Source organism: Kitasatospora sp. NPDC093550, assembly GCF_044764985.1.
Lineage (GTDB): Bacteria > Actinomycetota > Actinomycetes > Streptomycetales > Streptomycetaceae > Kitasatospora.
Genome location: NZ_JBIWJF010000006.1, coordinates 109,092 through 131,405 on the forward strand (window position 1 = coordinate 109,092; position 22,314 = coordinate 131,405).

Consider the following 22,314-nt stretch of genomic DNA (forward strand, 5'->3'; position numbering starts at 1 on the left):
GGCGTGGGCGGGGTCAGTACAGCTCGGGGGAGGTGCGGACGGGCATCCGGACCTTGAAGACCTTGCCGTCGCTCAGGAAGAAGATGACCCGGGCGTTGTCGCCGGGAGTGATCAGGTGGGTCGGCTTCTCGAAGATGAGGTGGTACTCGCCCGGCACGAAGGCGAACCCGCGCTTGGCGGAGAGGGTGACCTTGTCGTGCTTGACCATCTTCGAGCCCTCGGCGTCGGTGACGGTCTGGTAGATCGTGATCTTCTGGTAGTCAGGGCTCTTGATCTTGGTGATGTCGAAGCGCTGGTCCGAGGAGTTCTCCAGCGTGATGTAGCCCGCGGCCGGCAGGGCGTTCGGCAGCCAGCGGACCCAGGCGGAGTTGCGCCGGGCCGTGATGTCGGTGGTGACCGGTGTCTTCATAGGTGACTCCTCGTCAGGGGACCGGCTGTCGGCCCCGCACGGCAAGCACACTGCGTGTCGAAACGATCACGCAAGAGAGGCTCGCGGAAGATCACCCGATCCGGTAACGCCACGGCCCCGCCGCCCGATTGGGGCGGCGGGGCCGTGTAAGTGCCGTCAGCGGGCGTCGAATTCGCCGGTACGGACGGCGGTGACGAAGGACTGCCAGGCGGTGGAGGAGAAGACGAGCGCGGGGCCGGAGGGGTCCTTGGAGTCGCGCACGGGCGTGATGGCGTCGAAGCCGTCGGCGACCTCGATGCACTGGCCGCCGGTCCCGCCGCTGTACGAACTCTTCCGCCAGGTCGTGATGAGGGTGGTGTCCAACGTGATTCCGTTCGGCTCAGATGGCGTCGAACTCGCCGGTACGGACGGCGGTGACGAAGGACTGCCAGGCGGTGGAGGAGAAGACGAGCGCGGGGCCGGAGGGGTCCTTGGAGTCGCGCACGGGCATCACGCCAGCGAAGCCGTCGGCGACCTCGATGCATGCGCCGCCGTTTGTGCCGCTATATGAACTCTTCCGCCAGAAAGCGTTGGTCAGGTCGACATCCACTCCAGGTCCCTCCTTGCCGCGCGGATGAAATCCAGCGATTTGGTCCGGCCTGGGGCCTCGACCGCAAGGCGATCGTAGCTCTTGGTCAGCGCGGCAACCGACTTGGCATCGCGATCGATGTACCCGCGCTGCTCGATCTCGCCGTATGCGAGAACTTTGCGGTTCGGCATGGTAAGGAGGTGCACCATGTGCGTGAATGGCCGGTTCTCGCCGAGGGAGAACGGTACGACCTGAATGACCACCTCAGGTCGCTCGGCCAGCTTCTCAAGGTGGAGAAGCTGTTCGACCATGACGTCTCGCCCGCCGATGACCCTTCGCAGGCAGCTCTCGTCAAGCACCACGTGCACGAGCGGAGGAGGAGTTCGCTCCATGATCGCCTGGCGGGCAAGCCTGAATGCGACACGTTCCTCTGCCAGTTCCTGGGTTGAAGTGCCCTGCCTGACGGGCCCCATCTGGATTGCGGTTGCATACGCCCGGGTCTGCAGAAGTCCGGCGATGACGTCGTTCTCGAAGATTCTGATCTGCTCCGCAAGCCCCTCGTACCGGGCGTACTCCGGGAAGCCCTCCAGGATCGCGGCGTTCTTCAGCTGATACCACATCAGCAGCAGTGTGCCGCCGGTGTCGAGCGCGGCGTCGGCGAGTTCGGCGAGCTTTCGACTCGGGGGACGGTGCGCAAGTTCGACGTACGAGAGGTGGGAGGGGGAGCACTCCAGGAGCGGGGCCAGGTCGTCCAGCAACATGCCTCTGGCCTCGCGGAACTTACGGAGTTGGATCCCGAACGGCGCCCAGGGGCTGGATTCCGGGTCGATGGTCTTCTTGTTCATGGCAGTCCCTCAAGTTCCAGCGGGCCCGTAGGCAACTCGCATGCCGCTTCCGATCGTAGGCGACGCTGCGCCACCATGTGCACCGAACGTGAAACTCCGATCGCAGAGGGTTCCATGCCCATGTCCGACGACGAGGCGCCCCGCCTCCACGGTTACGGGGTCCGCTTCGACCCCGACGTCCAGCGCTACCGGGTCCGCAACGAGATGACGGGTGAGTGGCTGCGCCAGACCACCGGTGAGCTGGCCTCCTTCACCTTCTTCTCCGACGCCTACAGCGCCTGGAAGGTCTTCGAGGTCCACCCCCGCCCGGGGGAGCAGGTGCGATGACCTCGGCGCTGTCCCGTGCCACCGCCGAGCAGCGTCGGCAGGCGGCCGCCGTCCTGGACGACCTGATCACCGTGCTCACGCTCGGTGGTGCCAAGTTGCCCTCCCTTGAGGTCGATTGGGAGTACGGGCGGATCACGGGCAACTACCTGATCGACCTCGGCTCGGCCCGCCCCCTCGATCTCCTCCGGATCGTCGACCTGCTGCGCAAGGGCCTGCGCTACGAGCGCCTCACGCATGACGACTGAACTCCACGCGCTGGTCCGCCTCCTGTGGTGGGCCTGCTTCGCCGTCGTCCTCTTCCTCGCTCTCAGAAAGTGAACCGCCCCATGCGCGACCCCCGCCTCCTCGCGAAGCCGCCGGTGTGCCGGCTCGGCTGTCTCGCCCTCGTCCGCAACCGGCGCGGGGACGTCCTGCTCGTGGACCCGGACTACATGGACGGCCTGCTCCTGCCCGGCGGCGCCGCGAAGCCCAACGAGCCCCCGCACCTCGCGGCCGCCCGCCACCTGCACGCGAGCACCGGTCTGCACCTGCCGATGACCGCCTACTCGGCGATCGACTTCACCCCCGCCGACCGCTACCTGGAGCGCCTCAACCTGGTCTTCCACGCCGGCACGGTCCGCGACGAGACCCGCCTCACCGTCCCGCCGCAGAAGGTGAGCGGCCTGCTCGGCGCCCGCTTCGTCCCCGTCCACGACATCCCGAACGTGATGTCCCCCGCCCAGGCCGCCCGTGTCCTGGAGGCCCTGGCCGGCCGCACCCTGCCGATCCTCCTGCACGGCCAGCGCACCGAGTGAGGCTGTCCCGTCAGTGATCTCGCGGTGCGGTGATCTTGGTCGTGGCTGGTGTGATCACGGCGTCCGTGCCGTCCTGGATGGAGCCGTTCGCCGGGCTGAGCCGGCGCACCTTCGGCACGTCGGTGACCCGACTCCGCCGCGAGGGCGCTGACGCTCCGGGCCGGGGCCGGCTGTGGAAGCTGCCGCTGGAGGACCGGGTGCCGCTGGTCGCCGCCTGCTGGCGGATCAACCTGACGCTGCGCCAACTAACCCCGCTGGCAGGGGTGGTGAACCGTTGGCGGCTGAGTGTCTCCGAGCTGCGGGCCGCAGGCCTGCTGGACTTCTCCCGCGCAGCGGTCGACTCCAGCCACATCCGCGCGATGAAGGGCGGGCAGGCCACTGGTCCGTCCCGGTGGACCGGGGCAAGGCCGGCAGCGAGCACCATCTGATCGTCGGGGCGCGTCAGAACGCATACGTGGCCGGTCCGGCCCCCACGGCCTCACATCCGGGATCTCAGCACGTCGACCTCACAGCCCGGCGCGAAGGGGTCGAAGCCGTGCTCGACCAGCCAGCGAACTCCCAGCAGGCTTCGCAGCGACCACCAGGCGTGGATCACGTCGAGGTCGACATCGGTGCCATAACCGGCGATGACGTCGTCGAGGTGCTCCTGGTGTCCGAGCGTCAAGGTGGCGAGGTCGAACAGGGCATCGCCCCGGCCCGCCTCGGACCAGTCGATGATGCCCGTGACCTCGTCGCCGTCGACGAAGACGTGATCGATCTGCAGGTCGCCGTGCGTGAACGCCGGGATCCACGGCCGGAGCGCGGCCTCGGCGACCTGGCGGTTGCGGGTGACCAGGTCGGCGGGCAGGACGCCGTTCGTCACCAGCAAGTCGCACTCGCCGTCGAGTTCCGCCACCAACTCCTCGGGAGTCCGGCGGCGCCGACCGGCCCAGGGCGGCAACGGTGCTTCGTGCAGCTTCCGGATGGCGGCGCCCGCCGCGGCCCACGCCGCCGGCGACGCGGTTGACGGCTCACCGAGACGGCCGAGCGCCGTCCCCGGGAGTGCGGCGATCGCGAGGACGGGAGCCTTGCGCCACAGGATCTCCGGGGTCGGGACCGGCGCGAGGGACATCGCCTCGACCTCGACGTCGATGCGCGCCTGATCGGCGTCCACCTTCAGGAACACGTCGCCGACGCGCAGAGTCGCGCGCTCGGAATGGGCGACGACGACTTCGACCTCATCCATGGGCGACCAGTATCCCGGAGGAGTTCGCCGACGTCGCCGGGTTTATCGCAGGCGATGACGCGGCTGCCCGCGTCCCGTCTACCCGGCGACCTCGTGCGCGCCCGCGCGTTGATGCGGGCCATCGTGGCGGCACCCCGCTACGGGACCCGGGTATCCCCGCCGTGTCACCCAGCGCAACCCCGGTGACGGGGAGCCGACTCCCGGCATCCGGATCGGCGCCCGCCGCGACCTCGCCGCGGCGCCGTTGGTCGGTAAAGGTGTGGCGCTGGCACCGAGGATGTCGGGACACTGCCGCGGTGACCCGTGCCGGAACGCCCCAGCCGCTTCGACCCCGTGCCCTGGCGCCCGGGGATCTCGTCGTCATCGCCTCCCTGTCCGGGCCGCTCCACGACAGATACGCGCCTGATCTCGCGCGGGCGGTGGCCGAGCTCGAGCGGACGGGATTCCGCGTGCGTCTCGCGCCGCTGCTCGAAGCCGGGCGGCAGCACTGGTGGAGCGCGGCGCGGCCGGCGGAGATCGCCGGGGAACTCAACGCTCTCCTGCGGGATCCCGAGGTGCGCGCGATCATCGCGCACGACGGTGGCCAGACTGCGCTCGGCTACCTCGACCTGATCGACGTCGAGGCGATCACCGCCGACCCCAAGCCGATCCTCGGCTACAGCGACATCTCGCTGCTGCACCTGGTGCTCTACGCACGCACGGGTCTGGTCGGGTTCCACGCCGACCTGGCCACACCCGGATTCGGCGGGCACTGGCAGAGCGCGCCCGCGGCGCGCAGAGCGGAACTCCGGAAGCTCTACTCGACGCTGCTGACCGGCACGGAGCCGATCGGCGAGTTGCCCACCGGCCCGTCGTGGGAGTGCTGGCGTCCCGGCCGTGCCGAAGGCCGGCTGATCGGCGGGGTGATCAACCGGATCGTGCTGGCGCAGGCGACCGCCTACGCGCTGCCGCTCGAAGCCTTCGACGGGGCGGTGCTGTTCTGGGAGGAGACGGGCGGCCACGCCTCGCATCTGTGGAGCTATCTGCAGGTGATGCGGCACCGCGGGATCCTCGACCGGATCTCCGGCATGGTCGTGGGCGTTCCGCACGCGGTCGGCGGACTCGACACGCCCGAGGCGTCCCCGACCCTGGCCGAGATCGTCCTGGACGTCCTCGGCGACCGCGACATCCCGGTCCTGGGCAACGTCGAGTTCGGACACGCCGGACCGAACCTGCCGATGCCGGTCGGCATCCGCGTCGCCCTCGACGCCCGGCGGCGGAGCCTGTCGCTGCTCGAACCCGCCGTCCGGCCCCTCACGGCGACCGGAACGGCCGGCTGAGCGACGCCGACCGGGGAGCCCGGAGCGCGGCGACGGGCGGCGCCCCCGCCGGGGCGCCGCCCGTCGCGGGCCGGTGGGTCCGGTCCCGTCAGGAGGTGGCGTACGGGGCGAAGTCGGCGTTGGACTTGCAGCCGAGGTTGTCGAAGGTGCTGACCTTCGTGTTCGGGTCGGTGGAGACCAGGCGGTACTTGCAGGCGCCCTTGATGTAGCGGCCGTCGACCCCGCCGGGGAAGTCGATCTCCTTGTTCCACAGGTACGGGGACTGGTAGTCGTTCACGCGGGCGGTGGCGTTGACGTCGATGCCGCCGGGGGCGTAGATCTCGTACACCCAGCCGGTCTTCGCGGCGCCGTAGGTGGCGAACTTCTGCGCCACCCACATCGCGCAACTGGTGCTCAGGTGCGCGCTGTTCTGCCCGCCGCCCTTGACGATGTACTCGGCGAGCGGGGTCACCTGCTCGCCGCGCGGGGTGAAGCCGGTGCGGAAGATGTCCTCCACGTTCTCGCGGGTGTCGCCGCGCCACAGCGTGTTGACGTCCCTGCGCCACTGCCAGTGCTCCTCGTCCGCCTTGGCGGCGACCGACTGGGCGATCTGCGGCTCGGTCGTGGTGCGCCACCAGTCCCAGGCGTTGTAGCCGACGACGGGCCCGCAGGGCGTGGTCAGGTCATCGTCGGCGGCCGCCCGCGCGGCGGGCACGGCGGCCGTCGTCGGCGCGGCGGCCGCGGCCGGGGCGACGGCGACGGTGGAGACGGCGGAGGCGAGCGAGACGGCGGCCAGCACCCGCAGGGCGGTCTGCAACATCGGGGGGAACTCCATGGGTTGATCGACAAGGACCGGCTCTTTATAGGGCGCGCGGACCGGGGCGCGCCCGCAGCGCTACACCGCAACCACCCGCAGGGGTGGATTAGTCGTACGGACCCGCGGCCCGGCGCGCTCGTGCCGCACACGGCACGGGACGTCGGCCCGGCCGACGCCCCGCGCGGCCGTGGGCGGGCTACTCCTGCGGGGCCCTGCGGCAGCCCTCCGCCGCGATCACGGCGGGGACGTAGTCGTCGCGCAGGAGTCGGTAGCAGGCCCGGAACGCCTCCTCGCCGCCGGCCGCGCCGAGCGTGCAGGCGTCCTCCACGACCAGGGTGTCGGCGCCCGGGTGCTTCTCCATGACGTAGTAGTAGCAGCCCTGCGGGGTCGCGCTCGCGGTCGGGGCGAGGGCGACGACGCCACCCAGGGCGAGCGCGAGGGTGCAGCCGGCGGCAGCGACTCGTCGTACCAGCTTCATGGTCATCAAATCCTTTTGTCGGGCATCGGATTGTCGACCGGCCGTGGCATCATTCGCCCACGAACGCCGGCCCCGGACATACCTACCGGACCGCCCGCCGCGCCCCTCCGCCCGCCGCGCCGACACCGGGCAAGATCACCCTCGAAGACGTCCGCCGCCTCACCGGGCCGCCGGCCGCGCCGACCGCGGTGCGTTGGGGTGAACCCGGGAGCCGGGCGGGTGGCGCTGCCCGGCCGGGCCGGGTGCGGGCCCGAGGGTGGGGCGCGGGACGTGTCCCCGTCCCGCTTCCCCTCCTCCGTGAAGGACTTCCGTATGACTGGTCTGCCACCGATCGGCGCCGAGATCCCCTGCAGCTCGCTCGCCGTCGACACCCCGCTGCGCCTGGGTACCCAGGCGATGTCCGTGGACTTCCGCGGCGGCCTGAAGCACCGCGTCGACGTCAACCCGGACGACCCGATCAACAGTGTCCGGATGCGCCTGGTCGGCCTCCGGTACTCGGCGGAGATCCCCTCGGACAACGGGAGCGGCGGCGGCACCCTGACGCTCGAGCAGAACGACGTCGACGTCGACCCCAAGGGCCTGCTGAAGCTCACCCAGCGGTTCCCGCCCACGTACGAGTACCGCATCGTCATGAGCCCCTTCGTCCTGACGGTCGACCGGCCGGGCGACGGCGAGCCGCAGGTGCTGATCCCCAAGGGCGAGGTGGCCCTGGTCGGCCGGCTCACCCAGTTCCCGCCGAGGGGCGACCTGTTCCAGCTGGAGAAGCCCGCCGAGCTCGTCCACCCGGACAAGCCCGGCGACATCGTCGCGGTGATCGAGAAGTTCCCGGCGAAGGTCGGTGGTCTGTAGCCCCCGGGGCCGGACAATCTGAGACGAAGGGCCCGGCGCGCCGGGCCCTTCGTCGTGCCGCTCGGGTGAAGCGGTCTTGTCCCGGGCGGGGGCAGCGGGTCCAATGGCGCCTATGGCAGTGAGCGAGCTCGTTCTGATGACCGATCACAGCTCCACCGAAGGCAGCCGCGAGGTGCTCGTCGCCGCGGCGCGCAGGCTCACCGGCCGCGATCCCGTCCTGCTGGACGCGCGGCACTTCACGCCCGACGCCGGCGGCCGGATCCGCCCGGAGAGCGGGGGAGTGCGCCTGGAGGCCGGCGGGGTGAGCGTGCACGCCCACAGCGTCCTGGTCTACGAGATCCCGCCGCACCGGCGCCGGGGCTTCGAGGCGGTCCAGCACCGGCTGCGCGCGAGCGGCGTGCGCTCCCTGGGCACGGACGCCGAGGCCTGGCGGGCCGCGACCGAGAAGGACCGGACCGTCGCGTGCTTCACCCGCGACGGCATCGCCCACATGCCGACCGTCGCCTTCACCCGGCCCACCGCCGCCGAGGCCGCCGAGGCGTTCGAGCGGCTGGGCGGCGACGTGTGGGCCCGCCCGACGATCGGCATGGGCGGCGCCGACGTCTTCCACCTCACCACCCACGCCCAACTCGCCGCCGCCGCCGACTTCTACGCCCGCGCGGGCACCGGCTGGCTGATCGCCCGCGACGCCCGCAACTTCGGGCCCGACGGGCAGCGCCACCAGTACCGGGTCGTGGTGCTCGGCGGACAGGTCCTGCGGGCGGTCGAGCACGTCCAGCCCGACCCGGACGCGCCGTGCAACGAGTGCCAGGGGGCCGTCTCCACCCGCCTGGACCCGAACGACCTGCCCACCGGCCTGGCCGAACTCGCGGTCTCGGCGGCCAAGTCGCTGGGCCTGCCGTTCGCCGGGGTGGACCTCGCCGCGGAGAGCGGCGGGGTGGTCTTCGAGGTCAACGTCCACCCCGCGTTCGGCACCGACCAGGGCCTGGAGACCGTCGCCGTCCCCTACGTCGCCGCCCACCTGAAGCCCGGCGCGTCGCCGCGCTGAACCGGCCGTCGACGCCCGGGGTGCAGCGGTGGTCCGGCCGGCGGGCCGGACCACCGCGTTCCACGCCCCGGCGGTCAGCCGAGCTTGGCGCGCACGGCCTCCGCGAACGCGTCCCACTCCTCCCGAGCCGCTTCTCCACGAAACCCATGCGGGACGGTGAACCCGCTCACCCGGCTCCGCTGCCTGCGGAGCCCCCGGTGCCGCCGGGGCACAGCGCGTGCTCGACCAGGACGGTGGCCGCCCGCTCCTGCTCGTTGATGTGCGCTTCGCTGTCGCCGCGCGCCTCCGACATGGAGACCACCACGCTGCGCCGGCCGTCCTCGGTCACGCCGTTGAGGGTGATGTAGCCGCCGTCGCCGCCCTCGTGGCTGAAGTACGTCCCGCCGCAGCCGGGCAGGGGGCGCTGGACCAGGCCGAGCCCGTAGCGGCCGCCGAGCAGCTTCTGCTGGACGTCCGGGCCCTCCTCGGCGGGCTGCTTCATCTCCGCCAGCAGGCGGGGTGGCAGCAGGCGGCCGGAGAGCAGGGCGCGGAAGAAGGTGTTCTCGTCCCGGGTGGTGGTGACCCACGACAGCTCGGTGGACACCGGCACCTGCACGGTGACGTCCGTCTCGGCGCCCGGGCCGTAGAACTGGTAGGCCCGGGCGTGCGGTGGGGGCAGGGTGGGGGAGGAGCCCGTCCAGTGGGTGTGGTCGAGGCCGAGCGGGCGCAGGATGCGGTCCTGGACCTCCTGGTGGGAGGGCCGGCCGGTGGCCCGCTGGATGATCATGCCGAGCATGACGTAGCCGGTGTTGGAGTAACTCCAGCCCTCGGCGGGCTGCTGGGCCATGGCGCGCTCGACCAGCTGCTCGGAGCCGTAGCGCCTGAAGCGCTGCTCCTCGTACTCCTGCGGCGAGTTGTAGCCGGGCAGGCCGGCGTCGGAGATCCCGGCGGTGTGCTGGAGCAGCTTGCGGACGGTGATCGTACGGGGGTCGTAGTCCCTGCCCCAGGCGACGTCGGGCAGCCGGCGGTCCATGGTGTCGTCCAGGGACAGCCGGCCCTCGGCCTCCAACTGCAGGACCACGGTGGCGATCAGCGTCTTGGAGGTGCTGGCCATCCGGAAGTAGCCGTCGGGGTCGACCGGCCGCCCGGTGCGCAGATCGGCGGTGCCGCTGGTGGCGACCGACGACCGGCCGTCCGGGCCGACCGCGCGGGCCTGCACGCCGCTGATGCCCAGGGCATGGATCGCCTCGGCGTCCCGGCTCAACTGGGCGGCAGCGGAGGGGGGTTGAGGCGTGGCGACGGCGGCGGGGGCGGCAGCGGCGGTGAGGAGCAGGGCGGCGCAGGCCGCCACGGTGAAGCGCTTCTTTCGCGGATTCGAAGTCATGATCGGACGCTAACCAGTTCCGGTCACCGCCGGGGCTCTCTCGGGTCCGCCTCAGGGAGGATTGGGGGACAGCCCCCACCGGCGAATGCCGCATGACCCTTTCCCGTAGGGGACATGAGGGTTCAATCGGGATCCTTCTCCGGGTTCACCCCGATGCCACCCCCCCCGGTCGGGGCGCCCTCTCCACCCTCGGCGTCCCGCTCCCGCCCGCCCGTCACCTCTGCGGCAGCAGGCCCAGGTCCGAGACCTCGCCGAGGTGGGCGAGCTTGTCGGGGTTGGACACCGCGTGCAGCGCCCGGACGGCGCCGTCGGCGATGTCGAGCCCGATGACGCTGGTGACCCGCCCCCGGGGGTCGAGCAGCACGGCGCCGGGGCGGCCGTTGACGCGGGCGGGGCGCACCGTGATGCCGAGCTCGCGGTGGCGGCCGAAGCCGAACAGCAGCAGCTGGGCGACGCGCTCCAGGCCGGTGACGGACCGGCCGACGGCCCGGGCCTTGCCGCCGCCGTCGCCGTGGAGGACGACGTCGGGCGCGAGCAGGTCGAGCAGCGCCGCGAGGTCGCCGCCGTCGGCGACCTCGAAGAAGCGGCGGGCCAGTTCCTCGCCCTCGGCCCGCCGCTCCGGGGCCGGTGCCCGCCGCTGCGGGGCCGGTGCCGCGACCGACCCGACGGAGGCGTCGGCGGCGGCGGCCTCGGCGGTCTCGGCACCGGCCAGGTGCTTGCGGGCGCGGGCGAAGAGCTGGCGGCAGTTCGCCTCGGACCTGCCCGTCATCCGCGCCACCTCCGGGTAGCCGTACCCGAGGGCCTCGCGCAGCAGGAACACCGCCCGCTCGGCCGGGGACAGGGCCTCCAGCATCAGCAGGAAGGCCATCGACAGCGCGTCGGCCAGCTCGGCGTGCTCGGCCGGGCCGCCGGGGCGGTCGGCGAAGGCGACCACCGGCTCGGGCAGCCACTCGCCGACGTAGGCCTCGCGCCGCACCCGGGCCGACTTCAGGTGGTTGATGCCCAGGCGGGTGACCGTGGTGGTCAGGTACGCCTTCGGGTCGGCGATCGCCGTGCCGGCCAGCTCGGCGCGGGTCAGGCCGAGGAAGGCGTCCTGGACGAGGTCCTCGGCGTCGCCCACCGAGCCCGTCATCCCGTAGGCGATCGAGAACAGCAGCGGCCGGTAGCCCGCCGCCCCCGCGGCAGCCGCCTCCGTCGTACCCGTCGACCCCGTCATGGCACCCCTCCCACTCCGGCCCCCACCCGCCGCACGGCGGGGTGGCGCACGTCACATCCGGGCCCGGTCACAATCCGCCCGGCTGCCCTGTCTACAAGGGCAACAGCGGACAACGTAACCGAGGAGCACACCATGGAAGCCCGTCTGAACGCCTTCGCCAGCCCCGTCCTGGGCAAGGTCTTCAAGCACCTCATCGCGGCGAGCGCGGCCATCACCGACGAGGTCCTGCCCTACACCGTCCAGGAGTTGGTGCGGCTGCGCGCCAGCCAGATCAACGGCTGCGGCGCCTGCATCGACATGCACTTCAAGGAGGCCGTCCACGCCGGGGAGGACCCGGCGCGCCTCAACCTGGTCGTCGCCTGGCGGGAGGCGACGGTGTTCACCGACGCCGAGCGGGCCGCCCTGGAGCTGGCCGAGGAGGGCACCCGGCTCGCCGACGCCGCTGGCGGGGTCAGCGACGAGGTGTGGGAGCGGGCGGCCAAGCACTTCGACGAGGAGCAGCTCGCCGCGCTGGTGGGCGTGATCGCGATCATCAACGCCTTCAACCGGGGCAACGTGATGCTCCGCCAGCCCGCCGGAAGCTACGAGGCGGGTATGTACAAGCACCACCACTGACCCCCGGTGCGGTGCGGTCGCGGCGAGGGCTTGTCACAGCGGTCCCGGTCCGGTGCTCCTGAGGGGCGACGGCGGACACCGGACGAGGAGCACGCCGGGCAAGCCCGACCGGACACCCCCGCCGACCCCGTCCTCGGCGGCCCGCCGCGCCGGTGTCGACGATCGCCCTGACCGACGACGTCGACTGGCGGCGCTCGGACTGGTGCTGCTGATGGCCGGGGCGGCGGTGGTGCGGCTGCGGCGCCGGGAGTACGGGCGCGTGGTGGCGGACGTGGTCTACATCCTGCTGGCCGCGTCCGTGGTGTGGGGGCGGTTCGGGCCGCAGCCGTTCTGAGCCCGGGCCCCCGCCCGTACGGGTGAACCTTGCCCGGGCATCCCGCTCAACGGGCGGCCGGCGCGCGGTGGTTGCTCGGGTACGCCTGTCACGATCTGCGGTGTCGTGTCGGTACGAGAGCAGGAGTGCAGCCCATGTCCGAGGAAATGCCGCGCCGGATCGTCCTGGTGCGCCACGCCAAGGCCGACCACCCCGACGGTGTGGACGACCACGACCGCCCCCTCGCCGAGCGCGGCCGCACGGACGCGCCGGTGCTCGGCCGCTGGCTCGCCGGCGCCGGCCTCACCCCCGACCTCGCGCTCGTCTCGACCTCCCTGCGGACCCGGGAGACCTGGCAGCTCGCCGCCGCCGAGCTGCCGACCCGGCCGAGGACCGGCTTCGACGAGCGCCTCTACGAGGCGAGCCTCGGCGAACTCCTCGCGATCCTCAACGAGGTCTCCGACGACGTCCAGGACCTGCTCGTGGTCGGCCACAACCCCACCGTGCACGCCGCGGCGGACGCGCTGGCGGGGGAGGCCGAGGGCGACACGTCGGCCCGGATGAACCGCTCCGGCTTCCCGACGGCCGCCGCCGCGGTGCTCACCTTCCAGGGCGACTGGAAGGACGTCGAGCACGGCGTCGGCCGGCTGGCCGCCTTCTGGGCGCCGCACGCCTGAACGCGCCCGGGCCTGCCTGGCGGGCCCGGGCGCGCCTCAGCAGGCCTGAGGGCCGTCAACCCGCCGGTTCCACCCGGCGGTTCGCCGGGCGGCACCGGCGCGTTGCGGTCCGGGTCCGGCTCAGCCCGGTATCAGGGCGTCCCACTGGTCGCGGGTGGGGCCCTCGGGGCGGGGGGCGAAGTCGGGGCGCTCGGCCAGCCAGGCGGTGACGCGCTCGCGCACCTCCTGGCTGCCGTAGGCCTCCTCGGGGGTGCGCACCAGGTGGCGGGCCTGGGCGCGGGCCCGCATGACCACGGGGTCGTCGAAGGCGCAGGCGGCGCGGGCGGCGGCGTGCCGGTCCGGGGCGGGCGCGCGGTCGGTCAGGCGCTGCTCGTTGGCGCGGTCGGCGGCCACCTGGGCGTCGAACCAGGGGCGCAGCTCCCCGGCGGCCCAGGCGTGGTAGCCGGCCGGGTCGGCGGCGACGCGGTCGGCGTGGGCGGCGAGGTGGCGGGCGGCCCACAGGCCGAGGACGACGCCCTGGCCCATGGTGGGGTTGGTGTGGACGAGGCTGTCGCCGGCGTTGACCAGGCCGGTGACGACGGGCCCGTGCTCGTCGGCGAGGGAGGTCCAGCGGTTGTCCAGGCCGGCCATCGCCAGGACGGGGGAGCGCGGCTGCGGCCGAAGGGCGAGCCAGGCGGCGGTGGCGGGGAAGCGGCGGGCGGCGGCCTCGAACACGGCGGGGTCGGTGAGCGCGGCGCGGGTCGGGTCGGCGGTCGACAGCACCAGGTTCACCGCGAAGGTGTCGTTGTCGGAGGGGAAGACCCCGGCGAGGGCGAACGGTGCGGCCGAGCCGTTCTGCACCTGCCCGGGGTGGCGCGGGCCGTCGGGGCGCAGCTGGTACCAGCGGCACAGGTAGGTGATCCCGGTGCGGTGGTTCTCGACCACGGGCGGGCGGCAGCCGGCCGCGGTGAGCCAGCCGGGCACCGGCGAGCGGCGCCCGCAGGCGTCGACGACCAGGTCCGCCGGGTGGGTCCCGTCGGCCGTCCGCACGCCCGTGACCCGGGGCGGCCGGCCCTCCCGCACGGCCAGGCCGCTCACCCGTACGCCCTGGCGCACCTCCACGGCGGGCTCCCGCCGGACGGCCTCGGCCAGGGCCGCCTCCAGCACGATGCGCCGGGTGCGCACGGTGACCAGGTCCTCGTCGCCCGCCCGGTGCGGCGGGTGCTCGCCGAACCAGTCGAACTCGTGGTACTCGCGGGCCCCGCGGGCCAGCAAGTCCTCGTAGACGTCGGGCAGTTCGGCCCGCAGCACGGTGCGCACCGGGGCGAGCAGTCCGTGCGGCTGGTCGGCCTGCGGCACGCGGGGCCGGTGCCAGCCGTAGAAGTCGGCGTCCAGGTCCTGTCCGGCCCGCCGCGGGTCCTGCTCGAACACGGTGACCGGATGCCCCCGCCGGCCGAGCATCAGGGCCGTCGCCAGCCCGCTGATTCCGCCACCCATGACCGCAACCCGCGCCACAAGATCCCCTTCGCGTCGTGTTGCGGGGCGAGCCTACGGCACGCCCGCACACCGCCCGACACCGGGTCCGACACCAGGTCAGCCCGGCTGCGGGCCGCTCGGCGGCGGGCGCATCTTCACGGATACGTCACGCAATCGCCGACTTCGCCGCCGGGCGGCACGGCACGGCCCTATGGTGATCCCGGACAGGGGCGGGGGCCGGTCCGGTCGCAGCGGCAACGGCGTTGGGGGGACACATGGGCGAGTGGGACGGATTCCTGGCGGAGGACGACACCGCGGCGGAGAGCGGCGCCTCGCTCTCCTTCACGGAGACGGAGACCGTCGGGTTCGAGGAGCACACGGAGTTCGCGGTCGAGACCGAGGTCGAGGTCCACGAGGCCCAGGCGGTGGAGGCCGTCGAGGTGGTCGCGGTGGAGGCGGTCGCGGTGGCCGAGGTCGTGGAGGCGGTCGAGGTGGTGGAGGCGGTCGAGGTCGCCGTGGTCGCGGAGGTCGGCTTCGAGGCCTACCTCTCCGTGGCGGAGACCGACACCGTCACGGCCTCCCACGGGTCGTACGAGTCCGTCGGGGCCGGGGCGTCCTACGGCGAGGAGACGGCCTTCGACACCGACGCCGGGCACGAGGCCCTGGACCTGATCTGACGACCCATCAGCCACCCGGCGCCCGGCGCCGGGTGGGCTGATCCTCCCCGCCTGCCACCACCGGAGGTGCCGTGCCGCCCTCGATCACCCTGGACGCCGAACGGCGGATCGCGGCCGCGCCGGAGCGGGCCCGCGCCGCCGTGGCGGCGGTGCTGCGCCGCTGCGGCTTCCAGCTCACCACGGACCTCGCCACGGTCATCGAGGCCCAACGCGGCTCCGCCGTCCGGGCGGTGATGATGGTGGCGGACCAGGTGCCGATGCTGGCCCGGGTGAACGTGCTCCCCGACGCCGTCCCCGGCCCCGCGACCGGCTCCGAGCCCGGCCCCCTGCCCGGCTCCGAGTCCGGCTCCGAGCCCGGCCCGGCCCCCGACCCCGGCCCGCAGGCCGCGCTGGTGCGGGTGCACTTCTCGGACCGGGCGCTGTCCACCGTGGTGGTCGGGGTGCAGGAGCCCTTCCGGCAGGCTTTCCTGTCCACGCTCGCCGCCGTCGACCAGGCGCTCGCCGACCTGGTCCCCGGGGCCGCCGCCGGTGCCTTCCCGCCCCCGAACCTGTGGGCGCGCCAGCGCAGTTCGGACGTCGCCGAGCGCGGGCACGCGGCCGGCCAGCGCCTCGTCGACGGCGCCGCCTCGGTGTTCTCCGGCCGGCTCTCCGGCCCGGCGAGGAACACCGGTCCGGCGGGCTGGTCGGGCATCACCCAGGTGCGGTTCGTCTCGGACGCGGGCCAGGCGGTGCTCGACATGCCCGCCGTCGGCGCGCTGCTGGCGGTGCCCGCGCTGATCGGCTCCGAGCAGACGGCCGCGGGCGCGGCGCCCTCGCTGCCGGAGGCGCTGCGGGCCAAGGTGTTCGAGCTCGCCGCGCTGATCGAGACCACGCTCTCCCGGTCCGCCTACCGGGACCCGACCGTGCGGGTCCCCGACGAACACCGGCTGACCTTCCAGTTCCTCTACCAGCAGTCGGCGATCCGCTCCCGGCTGCCCGTGCGCACGCTCTGCGTCTGCCGGGACTGCAAGCACCCCAAGGTCGTCAACCTGGACCTGAAGCGGCTGCAGGCCCGCAACCGCAACCTCAAGATGCTGGCGGCGGTGCTCGGCATGACCGCCGGGCGCGACAACCCCAACCCCTTCCAGGTCTTCAGCACCGTGTTCCGCCAGGCCAAGCTGGAACCCGACTTCATCTGCACCCGCTGCGAGAGCACCGAGGCCCACGAACGCCCCGTCACCTTCTGCCCCGGCTGCGGCGACCAGCGCGCCGAGGCGGTGCTCACCACCTGCGACAAGTGCCGGCACGACTTCCGCACCCCGATGCGCGGCGTGCGCATCTGGCAGGACGTGCCACCGGCACCCCCGATGCCCGCGATGCCCCCCGCCCCACCCCCACCCGCCGCCCCACCGGCCGCCCCACCGGCACCGCCGATGCCCGCCCCACCGGCACCGCCGATGCCCGCCCCACCGGCACCGCCGATGCCCGCCACCCCGCCACCGCCCGCGGCGCCGCCCGCCCCCGGGTTCGGCCCCCCGCCCGCCCCGCCCCCGGCACCGCCCACGCCCACCCCCACACCCACGCCCACCTCCCAGCCGGTGCCGCCACCCTCGCGCCCCTGGGCCGCCCCGCCCCCGGTCAACCCCTACGCCCGCCCCGCCGCCCCGCCGCCACCCCCGCCGCCCGCACGCCACTGCGCGATCTGCGGCCTGGCCTACCCGGTGCTGTGGAGCGTACGGATCCCACGGGAGGGCGGCGCCTGGCAGCACCTGACGGTGTGCGCGACCACCCCGCGATGCTCCCCGGCCTCCGTCACCCCACCCGTACGGCTCTGAACGTCGTACGGCTCTGAACGTCCGGGGCGGACCCGCTGCGATCGGGGTGCGGCGTGCGGGGGTCAGGCCGACAGGGCGGCGACCGCGGCCGGGGTCCAGTGGCCCGATGCGCCGGGGCGGGTGGCGAGGTAGCCGGCGGTGCGCCAGGGGCCCCAGGCGTGGGACTCGGCCAGGCCGGCGGCCAGGGTGCGCAGGTAGGCGGGGGCGGGGGCGGTGAGGTCGGCGCCGGCCGCGCCCCAGGGGGCGGTGAAGGTGAGCAGGGGGTGCCCGTCCAGGGTGCCGAGGCGCAGCAGGGTCTCGTAGCGGCCGGGGCCCAGGGTGGCGCGCCCGTGGGCGAGCACCGGAGTGAGGTCGAGGTCGGCGGCGGGGGAGCGGCGCATCTCCTGGGCGGCGATGTCGCTGAACTGGCCGGCCGTGAGCAGGTAGGCGCGGCAGGGGACTTCGCCGCGTACGTCCGGGTCGTAGAAGGCCGAGCCGCCGCCCCAGGTCAGGGACCGGTCGGCGAAGTACAGGGTGCCCGGCAGCGCGGTCGCGACCGACCGGCGCGCGGGGCTGCGGTCGCGGCAGCCGGGGTAGGTGCGCGCTCCGCCGTCCGGGCGGCCGCCGCGCAGGTAGCAGGCGAGCCGGGCGGCGTGCAGGTTCGAGCCGTACGCCACGTACCAGACGAGGCCCGCGCCGCGCTCCGTCCGGCTCCCGCCGGGGCCCGCGCTCCCCGCTCCGCTCACCGTCCCGCTCACCGTCCCGCTCCCCGTCCGCTCACCGGAGGGAGCCCCGTCCGCTCACCGGAGGGAGCCCCGGCGCCCGGCGGGCGAACAAAACCTCCCGATTCGGTAAAACCACCCTCGCTGCCGGTAGCGTGCCGGTCGCCATGCCGTTCATCACTCTGCCCTCTCCAGCCCCGCCGCCGCACCCGGCGACGGCTACCCTGCACCAGCGAAAACGTCCGAAAACACCGAAATGACATTCGATTCATGCCTTGCCGAACCCGCGCGGCATCGATGATGAGAATTTCCTTTGACCGCACCTCCGCTGCATCCAGCGGACTCCCGGCGCGGTCATGGTGAGTGGGCGCGCCCGCCGGTGACCTCAGTGTCACCTCCCGTCCCCCGCGACACCGCCCCGCCCGCGCCCCCAGAACCACGGAGCCGAGGAAACAAGCCCCCATGGACGCACGCCACGACACGGCCGGCCCCACCGCCGGCCCGGGCACGCTGCACCGCCCGCACCCGGGCCCCGCGGGCGGCTGGCCGCTGGCCCGGCCCGCCGACCCCCGCAGCCTGCTCGACGTCATCGCCGCCACCGCCGACGCCCACCCCGAGGCGCCCGCGCTCGACACCGGCGACACCGTCCTCGGCTACCGCGCCCTGCTGCACGAGGTCGACACCCTCGCCGGACAGCTCGCCGCCCACGGCATCGGCCGCGGCGACCGGGTCGGCGTGCGCATCCCCTCCGGCACCGCCGACCTGTACGTCGCCGTCCTCGCCGTCCTGCGCTGCGGCGCCGCCTACGTCCCCGTGGACGCCGACGACCCCGACGAACGCGCCACGATGATCTGGCAGGACGCCGCCGTCTGCGCGGTCCTCGGCGCCGGACGCCGCCTGGACGCCGGCCCCGCCGCCCGCCCCGGCGGCCACCCCGCCTGGCCCACCCCCGCCGACGACGCCTGGATCATCTTCACCTCCGGCACCACCGGCCGCCCCAAGGGCGTCGCCGTCACCCACCGCTCGGCGGCCGCCTTCGTCGACGCCGAGGCCCGCCTCTTCCTCCGGCACCGCCCCCTGGGCCCCGGCGACCGCGTCCTCGCGGGCCTGTCGGTGGCCTTCGACGCCTCCTGCGAGGAGATGTGGCTGGCCTGGCGCCACGGCGCCTGCCTGGTGCCCGCCCCCCGCTCCCTGGTCAAGGCCGGCACCGACCTCGGCCCCTGGCTCGTCGCCCGCGGCATCACCGCCGTCTCCACCGTCCCCACCCTGCTCGCCCTGTGGCCCCGCGAATGCCTGGACGCCGTCCGCCTGATCATCGTCGGCGGCGAGGCCTGCCCCGCCGAACTCGTCGAACGCCTCGCCACCGACCACCGCGAGTTCTGGAACACCTACGGCCCCACCGAGACCACCGTCGTCGCCACCGCCGCCCGCCTGCTGCCCGGACAGCCGGTGCGCATCGGCGCCCCCCTGGACGGCTGGGAGATCGCCGTCGTCGACCAGGCCGGCAACCCCGTGCCCTGGTACGAGAGCGGCGAACTGCTCATCACCGGCGTCGGCACCGCCCGCTACCTCGACCCCGCCAAGGACGCCGAGAAGTTCAGCCCCCACCCCGCCCTCGCCTCCCCCCGCGTCTACCGCTCCGGCGACCTCGTCCGCAACGACCCCGAAGGCCTGGTCTTCCTCGGCCGCGCCGACGACCAGGTCAAACTCGGCGGCCGCCGCATCGAACTCGGCGAGATCGACGCCGCCCTCCAGGCCCTGCCCGGCATCCGGGCCGCGGCCGCCGCCGTCCGCACGACCCCGGCCGGCGCCGACCTCCTCGTCGGCTACCTCGTCCCCCACCCCGGCACCACCCCCGACCTCACCGCCGCCCGCCACCAGCTGCTGGAACGCCTGCCCGCCCCGCTGGTGCCCGTCCTCGCCCTCCTCGACTCCCTGCCCACCCGCACCTCCGGCAAGGTCGACCGCACCGCCCTGCCCTGGCCGCTCGCCACCACCGGCACCGCCCCCACCGCCGAGACCCTCCACGGCACCGCCGGCTGGCTCGCCGGCCACTGGGAACGCCTGCTCGGCACCGCCCCCGGCGCCGCCGACGACTTCTTCGCCCTCGGCGGCTCCAGCCTCACCGCCGCCCGCCTCGTCTCCGAACTGCGCACCCGCCACAACGGCGTCTCCGTCGCCGACCTGTACGCCCACCCCGTCCTCGGCGACCTCGCCGCCTACCTCGACACCCTCACCCCGGCCCCACCCCACCCGACCGCCACCGCCGCCCCCACCGCCGCCGCCCACCGGCAGCGCACCGTCCGCCGCACCCCCCGCAGCGCCGCCCTGTGGCAGACCCTGCTCCTCCTCGGCATGTTCTCCCTCGCCGGACTGCGCTGGATCCTCGTCCTGATCGCCCTCGACAACCTCACCGGCAACCACCTCGCCTGGGCCCCGCACAGCTCCTGGTGGCCCGTCGCCGCCGGACTGCTCCTGCTCCACAGCGCCCCCGGCCGCACCCTGCTCGCCGCCACCGGCGCCCGCCTCCTCACCACCGGCATCCGCCCCGGCAGCCACCCCCGCGGCGGCCACGTCCACCTGCGGCTGTGGGCCGCCGAACGCTACACCGCCATGTTCGGCACCGCCGCCCTCGCCGGCACCCCCTGGGCCACCCGCTACGCCCGGGCACTCGGCTGCCGCGTCGGCCCCGGCGTCCGCCTGCACACCCTGCCCCCCGTCACCGGCCTCGCCCGCCTCGGCGCCCACGCCTCCCTCGAACCCGAAGCCGACCTCGCCGGCTGGTGGCTCGACGGCGACACCCTCCACCTCGGCCACATCGAGGTCGGCGAAGGCGCCCGCGTCGGCCACCGCGCCACCCTCATGCCCGGCGCCCGCGTCGGCGCCCGCGCCGAGATCGCCCCCGGATCCTGCGTCACCGGCACCGTCCCGCCCGGCGAACACTGGCACGGCTCCCCGGCCCGCCCCAGCACCGAACCCCTCGCCGACTGGCCCACCACCCCCGCCCGCGCCCCCCGCGCCTGGAACCTCGCCTACGGCGCCGCCTTCGCCCTCCTCGGCCTCGTCCCGATCCTCTCCGCCCTGCCCGCCCTGCTCATCGTCTACCCGATGATCGACACCGACCGCACCCTCGCCGACGCCCTCCTCCAACTCCTGCCCGCCACCGTCCCCCTCGCCGCCCTCACCCTGCTGTGCCACGCCGCCCTGATAGCGCTGCTGGTGCGGCTGCTCTCCCGGCCGCTGCGCCCCGGCTTCCACCCCGCCGGCGGCCGCGTCGCCTTCTGCGCCTGGGCCGTCAGCCGCCTCGGCGACACCGCCCGGCGCACCCTCTTCCCCTTCTACGCCAGCCTCTTCACCCCCGTGTGGCTGCGCCTGCTCGGCGCCCGCGTCGGGCGGCGCGTCGAAGCCTCCACCGTGCTCGCCCTGCCCGGCCTGATGCGCGTCGACGACGGCGCCTTCCTCGCCGACGACACCCTCGTCGCCCCCTACGAGCTGCGCGGCGGCTGGCTGCGCCTCGGCCCCGCCCGCGTCGGACGCCGCTCCTTCGTCGGCAACTCCGGCATCGTCGGCCCCGGCCGCCACCTGCCCGAGGGCTCCCTCGTCGGCGTGCTGTCCGACACCCCCGCCCACGCCCCCGAAGGCTCCTCCTGGCTCGGCCGCCCCGCCTTCGCCCTGCCCCGCGTCGCCGACACCGGCGCCGACGCCCGCACCTACAACCCGCCCCGGCGCCTGATGTGGGCCCGCGCCGGCGTCGAGACCTGCCGGCTGCTGCCCGTCATCCTCGCCGCCCTGCTCGGCGACCTCGTCCTCGCCGTCCTGCAGGAACTGCGCGACGACTACGGGCTCGGCACCGCCCTCGCCGCCGCCGGACTCGTCCTGATCGGCGCCGGCGTCCTCGCCTGCGCCGTCACCACCGCCGCCAAGTGGCTGCTCGTCGGACGCTTCCGGGTCGCCGAACACCCCCTGTGGTCCTCCTTCGTGTGGCGCAACGAGCTCTACGACACCTTCGTCGAGGAACTCGCCATGCCCTTCGGCGGCTCCGCCATCACCGGCACCCCGTACCTGAACGTGTGGCTGCGCAGCCTGGGCGCCCGCATCGGGCGCGGCGTGTGGTGCGAGACCCACTGGCTGCCCGAGAGCGACCTGGTCACCGTCGAAGCCGGGGCCAGCGTCAACCGCGGCACCGTGCTGCAGACCCACCTCTTCCACGACCGCGTCATGCGGCTGGGCCCCGTCCACCTCGGCGCCGGCTCCACCACCGGCCCGCACTCGATCGTGCTGCTCAACTCCTCCCTGGGCGCCGGCACGACGGTCGGGCCCGCCTCCCTCGTCATGCGCGGCGAGAACGTCCCCGGCGCCACCCGCTGGCTCGGCAACCCGGTGGCCGCGTGGGACGCCGACCCCACCCCGCCCGCCGGGCGCCGCCGCCGCCGGGCCGCCGCGGCGGGGGTGTGACGCGGATCACCTGCGCCGGGCGATGAGTTCGCGGTGGGGGGGCCGGGGGGGGGCCGGCCCCCCCCCCGCCCGCCCGCCCGCCCCGCCGGGCCCCCGCCCCCCCCCCCCCCCCCCCGGAGCACAACCCCGCCCGCGCGGAAGACGCCGCCCCCCGGGGGGGGGGGCGGGGGGGGGGGGGCGGGGGGGGGGGGGGGGGGCCGGGGGGGCGCGGGGGGGGGGTTTTTTGGGGGGGGGGGGGGCCGGGGGTCCCCCCGCCCCCCCCCCGCTTCTCCCCGCCCGACCGAGAGGAACACGCTCATGACCGCCACGCCCGAGAAGAAGACCGCCGCCGTCTCGAAGGCCGCCGCCGCACCGAAGGCCGCCGTCTCGA

The 22,314-nt window shown here is 74.3% G+C and carries 22 protein-coding genes and 2 pseudogenes; 12 read left to right on the forward strand and 12 right to left on the reverse strand.

Annotated features, from left to right (window positions below):
• Positions 1–13: 13 nt before the first annotated feature.
• From ACIRD3_RS11335 to ACIRD3_RS11350, 4 genes are all read right to left on the reverse strand, one after another.
• A complete protein-coding gene (locus tag ACIRD3_RS11335; protein WP_402214247.1) occupies positions 14–409 on the reverse strand; it encodes a copper chaperone PCu(A)C in 396 nt (131 codons plus the stop codon).
• A 156-nt stretch (positions 410–565) separates the two neighbouring features.
• The gene (locus ACIRD3_RS11340; protein ID WP_402214248.1) at positions 566–772 is read right to left on the reverse strand and encodes a DUF397 domain-containing protein; all 207 of its coding nucleotides are present in this window, start codon (positions 770–772) and stop codon (positions 566–568) included.
• Between the two features lie 16 nt (positions 773–788).
• Complete coding sequence (locus ACIRD3_RS11345; protein WP_402214250.1) at positions 789–998, reverse strand: DUF397 domain-containing protein; 210 nt, start codon at positions 996–998, stop codon at positions 789–791.
• Positions 983–1,822: a helix-turn-helix domain-containing protein gene (locus ACIRD3_RS11350; RefSeq protein ID WP_402214252.1), complete on the reverse strand. Its 840-nt coding sequence runs from the start codon at positions 1,820–1,822 to the stop codon at positions 983–985. The genes ACIRD3_RS11345 and ACIRD3_RS11350 overlap by 16 nt, the downstream gene beginning before the upstream one ends.
• Before the next feature lie 120 nt (positions 1,823–1,942).
• Here ACIRD3_RS11350 and ACIRD3_RS11355 point away from each other — a divergent pair, with 120 nt between their 5' ends.
• Positions 1,943–2,149, forward strand: coding sequence for a hypothetical protein (locus tag ACIRD3_RS11355; protein WP_402214254.1), 207 nt, complete (start codon positions 1,943–1,945; stop codon positions 2,147–2,149).
• Here the strand turns inward: ACIRD3_RS11355 and ACIRD3_RS11360 are convergent.
• A pseudogene (locus ACIRD3_RS11360) lies at positions 2,092–2,508 on the reverse strand (hypothetical protein); the annotation flags it as partial. The gene ACIRD3_RS11355 and the pseudogene ACIRD3_RS11360 sit on opposite strands and share 58 nt — an antisense overlap.
• Between ACIRD3_RS11360 and ACIRD3_RS11365 the strand changes: the two are divergent.
• Entirely contained in the window at positions 2,476–2,943 is a 468-nt protein-coding gene (locus tag ACIRD3_RS11365) for an NUDIX domain-containing protein (RefSeq protein ID WP_402214256.1), read from the forward strand. The pseudogene ACIRD3_RS11360 and the gene ACIRD3_RS11365 overlap by 33 nt on opposite strands.
• 41 nt (positions 2,944–2,984) lie before the next feature.
• A pseudogene (locus tag ACIRD3_RS11370) lies at positions 2,985–3,209 on the forward strand (IS5/IS1182 family transposase); the annotation flags it as partial.
• Between the two features lie 212 nt (positions 3,210–3,421).
• Here ACIRD3_RS11370 and ACIRD3_RS11375 read toward each other — a convergent pair.
• Positions 3,422–4,168, reverse strand: coding sequence for a phosphotransferase family protein (locus ACIRD3_RS11375; protein WP_402214257.1), 747 nt, complete (start codon positions 4,166–4,168; stop codon positions 3,422–3,424).
• Between the two features lie 296 nt (positions 4,169–4,464).
• Between ACIRD3_RS11375 and ACIRD3_RS11380 the strand changes: the two genes are divergently transcribed.
• A complete protein-coding gene (locus ACIRD3_RS11380; protein ID WP_402214259.1) occupies positions 4,465–5,487 on the forward strand; it encodes an LD-carboxypeptidase in 1,023 nt (340 codons plus the stop codon).
• A gap of 88 nt (positions 5,488–5,575) precedes the next feature.
• Here ACIRD3_RS11380 and ACIRD3_RS11385 read toward each other — a convergent pair whose 3' ends face one another.
• Both ACIRD3_RS11385 and ACIRD3_RS11390 read right to left on the reverse strand, forming a co-directional pair.
• Positions 5,576–6,286: a hypothetical protein gene (locus tag ACIRD3_RS11385; RefSeq protein ID WP_402214260.1), complete on the reverse strand. Its 711-nt coding sequence runs from the start codon at positions 6,284–6,286 to the stop codon at positions 5,576–5,578.
• Positions 6,287–6,479: 193 nt separating this feature from the next.
• Positions 6,480–6,761: a hypothetical protein gene (locus ACIRD3_RS11390; protein ID WP_402214262.1), complete on the reverse strand. Its 282-nt coding sequence runs from the start codon at positions 6,759–6,761 to the stop codon at positions 6,480–6,482.
• A 312-nt stretch (positions 6,762–7,073) separates the two neighbouring features.
• Here ACIRD3_RS11390 and ACIRD3_RS11395 point away from each other — a divergent pair, with 312 nt between their 5' ends.
• On the forward strand, positions 7,074–7,610 hold the full coding sequence (locus ACIRD3_RS11395) for a hypothetical protein (protein ID WP_402214264.1): 537 nt from the start codon (positions 7,074–7,076) through the stop codon (positions 7,608–7,610).
• A gap of 112 nt (positions 7,611–7,722) precedes the next feature.
• A complete protein-coding gene (locus ACIRD3_RS11400) occupies positions 7,723–8,658 on the forward strand; it encodes a RimK family alpha-L-glutamate ligase (protein ID WP_402214265.1) in 936 nt (311 codons plus the stop codon).
• A 166-nt stretch (positions 8,659–8,824) separates the two neighbouring features.
• Here ACIRD3_RS11400 and ACIRD3_RS11405 read toward each other — a convergent pair whose 3' ends face one another.
• Both ACIRD3_RS11405 and ACIRD3_RS11410 read right to left on the reverse strand, forming a co-directional pair.
• A complete protein-coding gene (locus tag ACIRD3_RS11405) occupies positions 8,825–10,021 on the reverse strand; it encodes a serine hydrolase domain-containing protein (RefSeq protein ID WP_402214267.1) in 1,197 nt (398 codons plus the stop codon).
• Between the two features lie 214 nt (positions 10,022–10,235).
• Complete coding sequence (locus ACIRD3_RS11410) at positions 10,236–11,237, reverse strand: sigma-70 family RNA polymerase sigma factor (protein ID WP_402214268.1); 1,002 nt, start codon at positions 11,235–11,237, stop codon at positions 10,236–10,238.
• Between the two features lie 132 nt (positions 11,238–11,369).
• On the opposite strand from ACIRD3_RS11410, the gene ACIRD3_RS11415 reads away from it, so the two are divergent.
• The 3 genes from ACIRD3_RS11415 to ACIRD3_RS11425 all read left to right on the forward strand — a co-directional run bounded on the left by ACIRD3_RS11415 (position 11,370) and on the right by ACIRD3_RS11425 (position 12,842).
• Positions 11,370–11,852: a carboxymuconolactone decarboxylase family protein gene (locus ACIRD3_RS11415; protein ID WP_402214270.1), complete on the forward strand. Its 483-nt coding sequence runs from the start codon at positions 11,370–11,372 to the stop codon at positions 11,850–11,852.
• A 52-nt stretch (positions 11,853–11,904) separates the two neighbouring features.
• Entirely contained in the window at positions 11,905–12,186 is a 282-nt protein-coding gene (locus ACIRD3_RS11420) for a DoxX family protein (RefSeq protein ID WP_402214272.1), read from the forward strand.
• A 134-nt stretch (positions 12,187–12,320) separates the two neighbouring features.
• A complete protein-coding gene (locus ACIRD3_RS11425; protein WP_402214274.1) occupies positions 12,321–12,842 on the forward strand; it encodes a SixA phosphatase family protein in 522 nt (173 codons plus the stop codon).
• Between the two features lie 120 nt (positions 12,843–12,962).
• On the opposite strand, the gene ACIRD3_RS11430 is transcribed toward ACIRD3_RS11425, so the two are convergent.
• Positions 12,963–14,336, reverse strand: a complete 1,374-nt coding sequence (locus tag ACIRD3_RS11430; protein ID WP_402214276.1) for an FAD-dependent oxidoreductase — start codon at positions 14,334–14,336, stop codon at positions 12,963–12,965.
• 236 nt (positions 14,337–14,572) lie between these two features.
• Here ACIRD3_RS11430 and ACIRD3_RS11435 point away from each other — a divergent pair, with 236 nt between their 5' ends.
• Together ACIRD3_RS11435 and ACIRD3_RS11440 are read left to right on the forward strand one after the other, a co-directional pair.
• Entirely contained in the window at positions 14,573–14,974 is a 402-nt protein-coding gene (locus ACIRD3_RS11435; RefSeq protein ID WP_402214278.1) for a hypothetical protein, read from the forward strand.
• A gap of 71 nt (positions 14,975–15,045) precedes the next feature.
• Positions 15,046–16,788: a hypothetical protein gene (locus tag ACIRD3_RS11440; protein WP_402214280.1), complete on the forward strand. Its 1,743-nt coding sequence runs from the start codon at positions 15,046–15,048 to the stop codon at positions 16,786–16,788.
• A gap of 62 nt (positions 16,789–16,850) precedes the next feature.
• Here the strand turns inward: ACIRD3_RS11440 and ACIRD3_RS11445 are convergent, their stop codons facing one another.
• On the reverse strand, positions 16,851–17,525 hold the full coding sequence (locus tag ACIRD3_RS11445; protein ID WP_402214281.1) for a histone deacetylase: 675 nt from the start codon (positions 17,523–17,525) through the stop codon (positions 16,851–16,853).
• Positions 17,526–17,951: 426 nt separating this feature from the next.
• On the opposite strand from ACIRD3_RS11445, the gene ACIRD3_RS11450 reads away from it, so the two are divergent.
• On the forward strand, positions 17,952–21,944 hold the full coding sequence (locus tag ACIRD3_RS11450) for a Pls/PosA family non-ribosomal peptide synthetase (RefSeq protein ID WP_402214283.1): 3,993 nt from the start codon (positions 17,952–17,954) through the stop codon (positions 21,942–21,944).
• Positions 21,945–22,314: the final 370 nt, after the last annotated feature.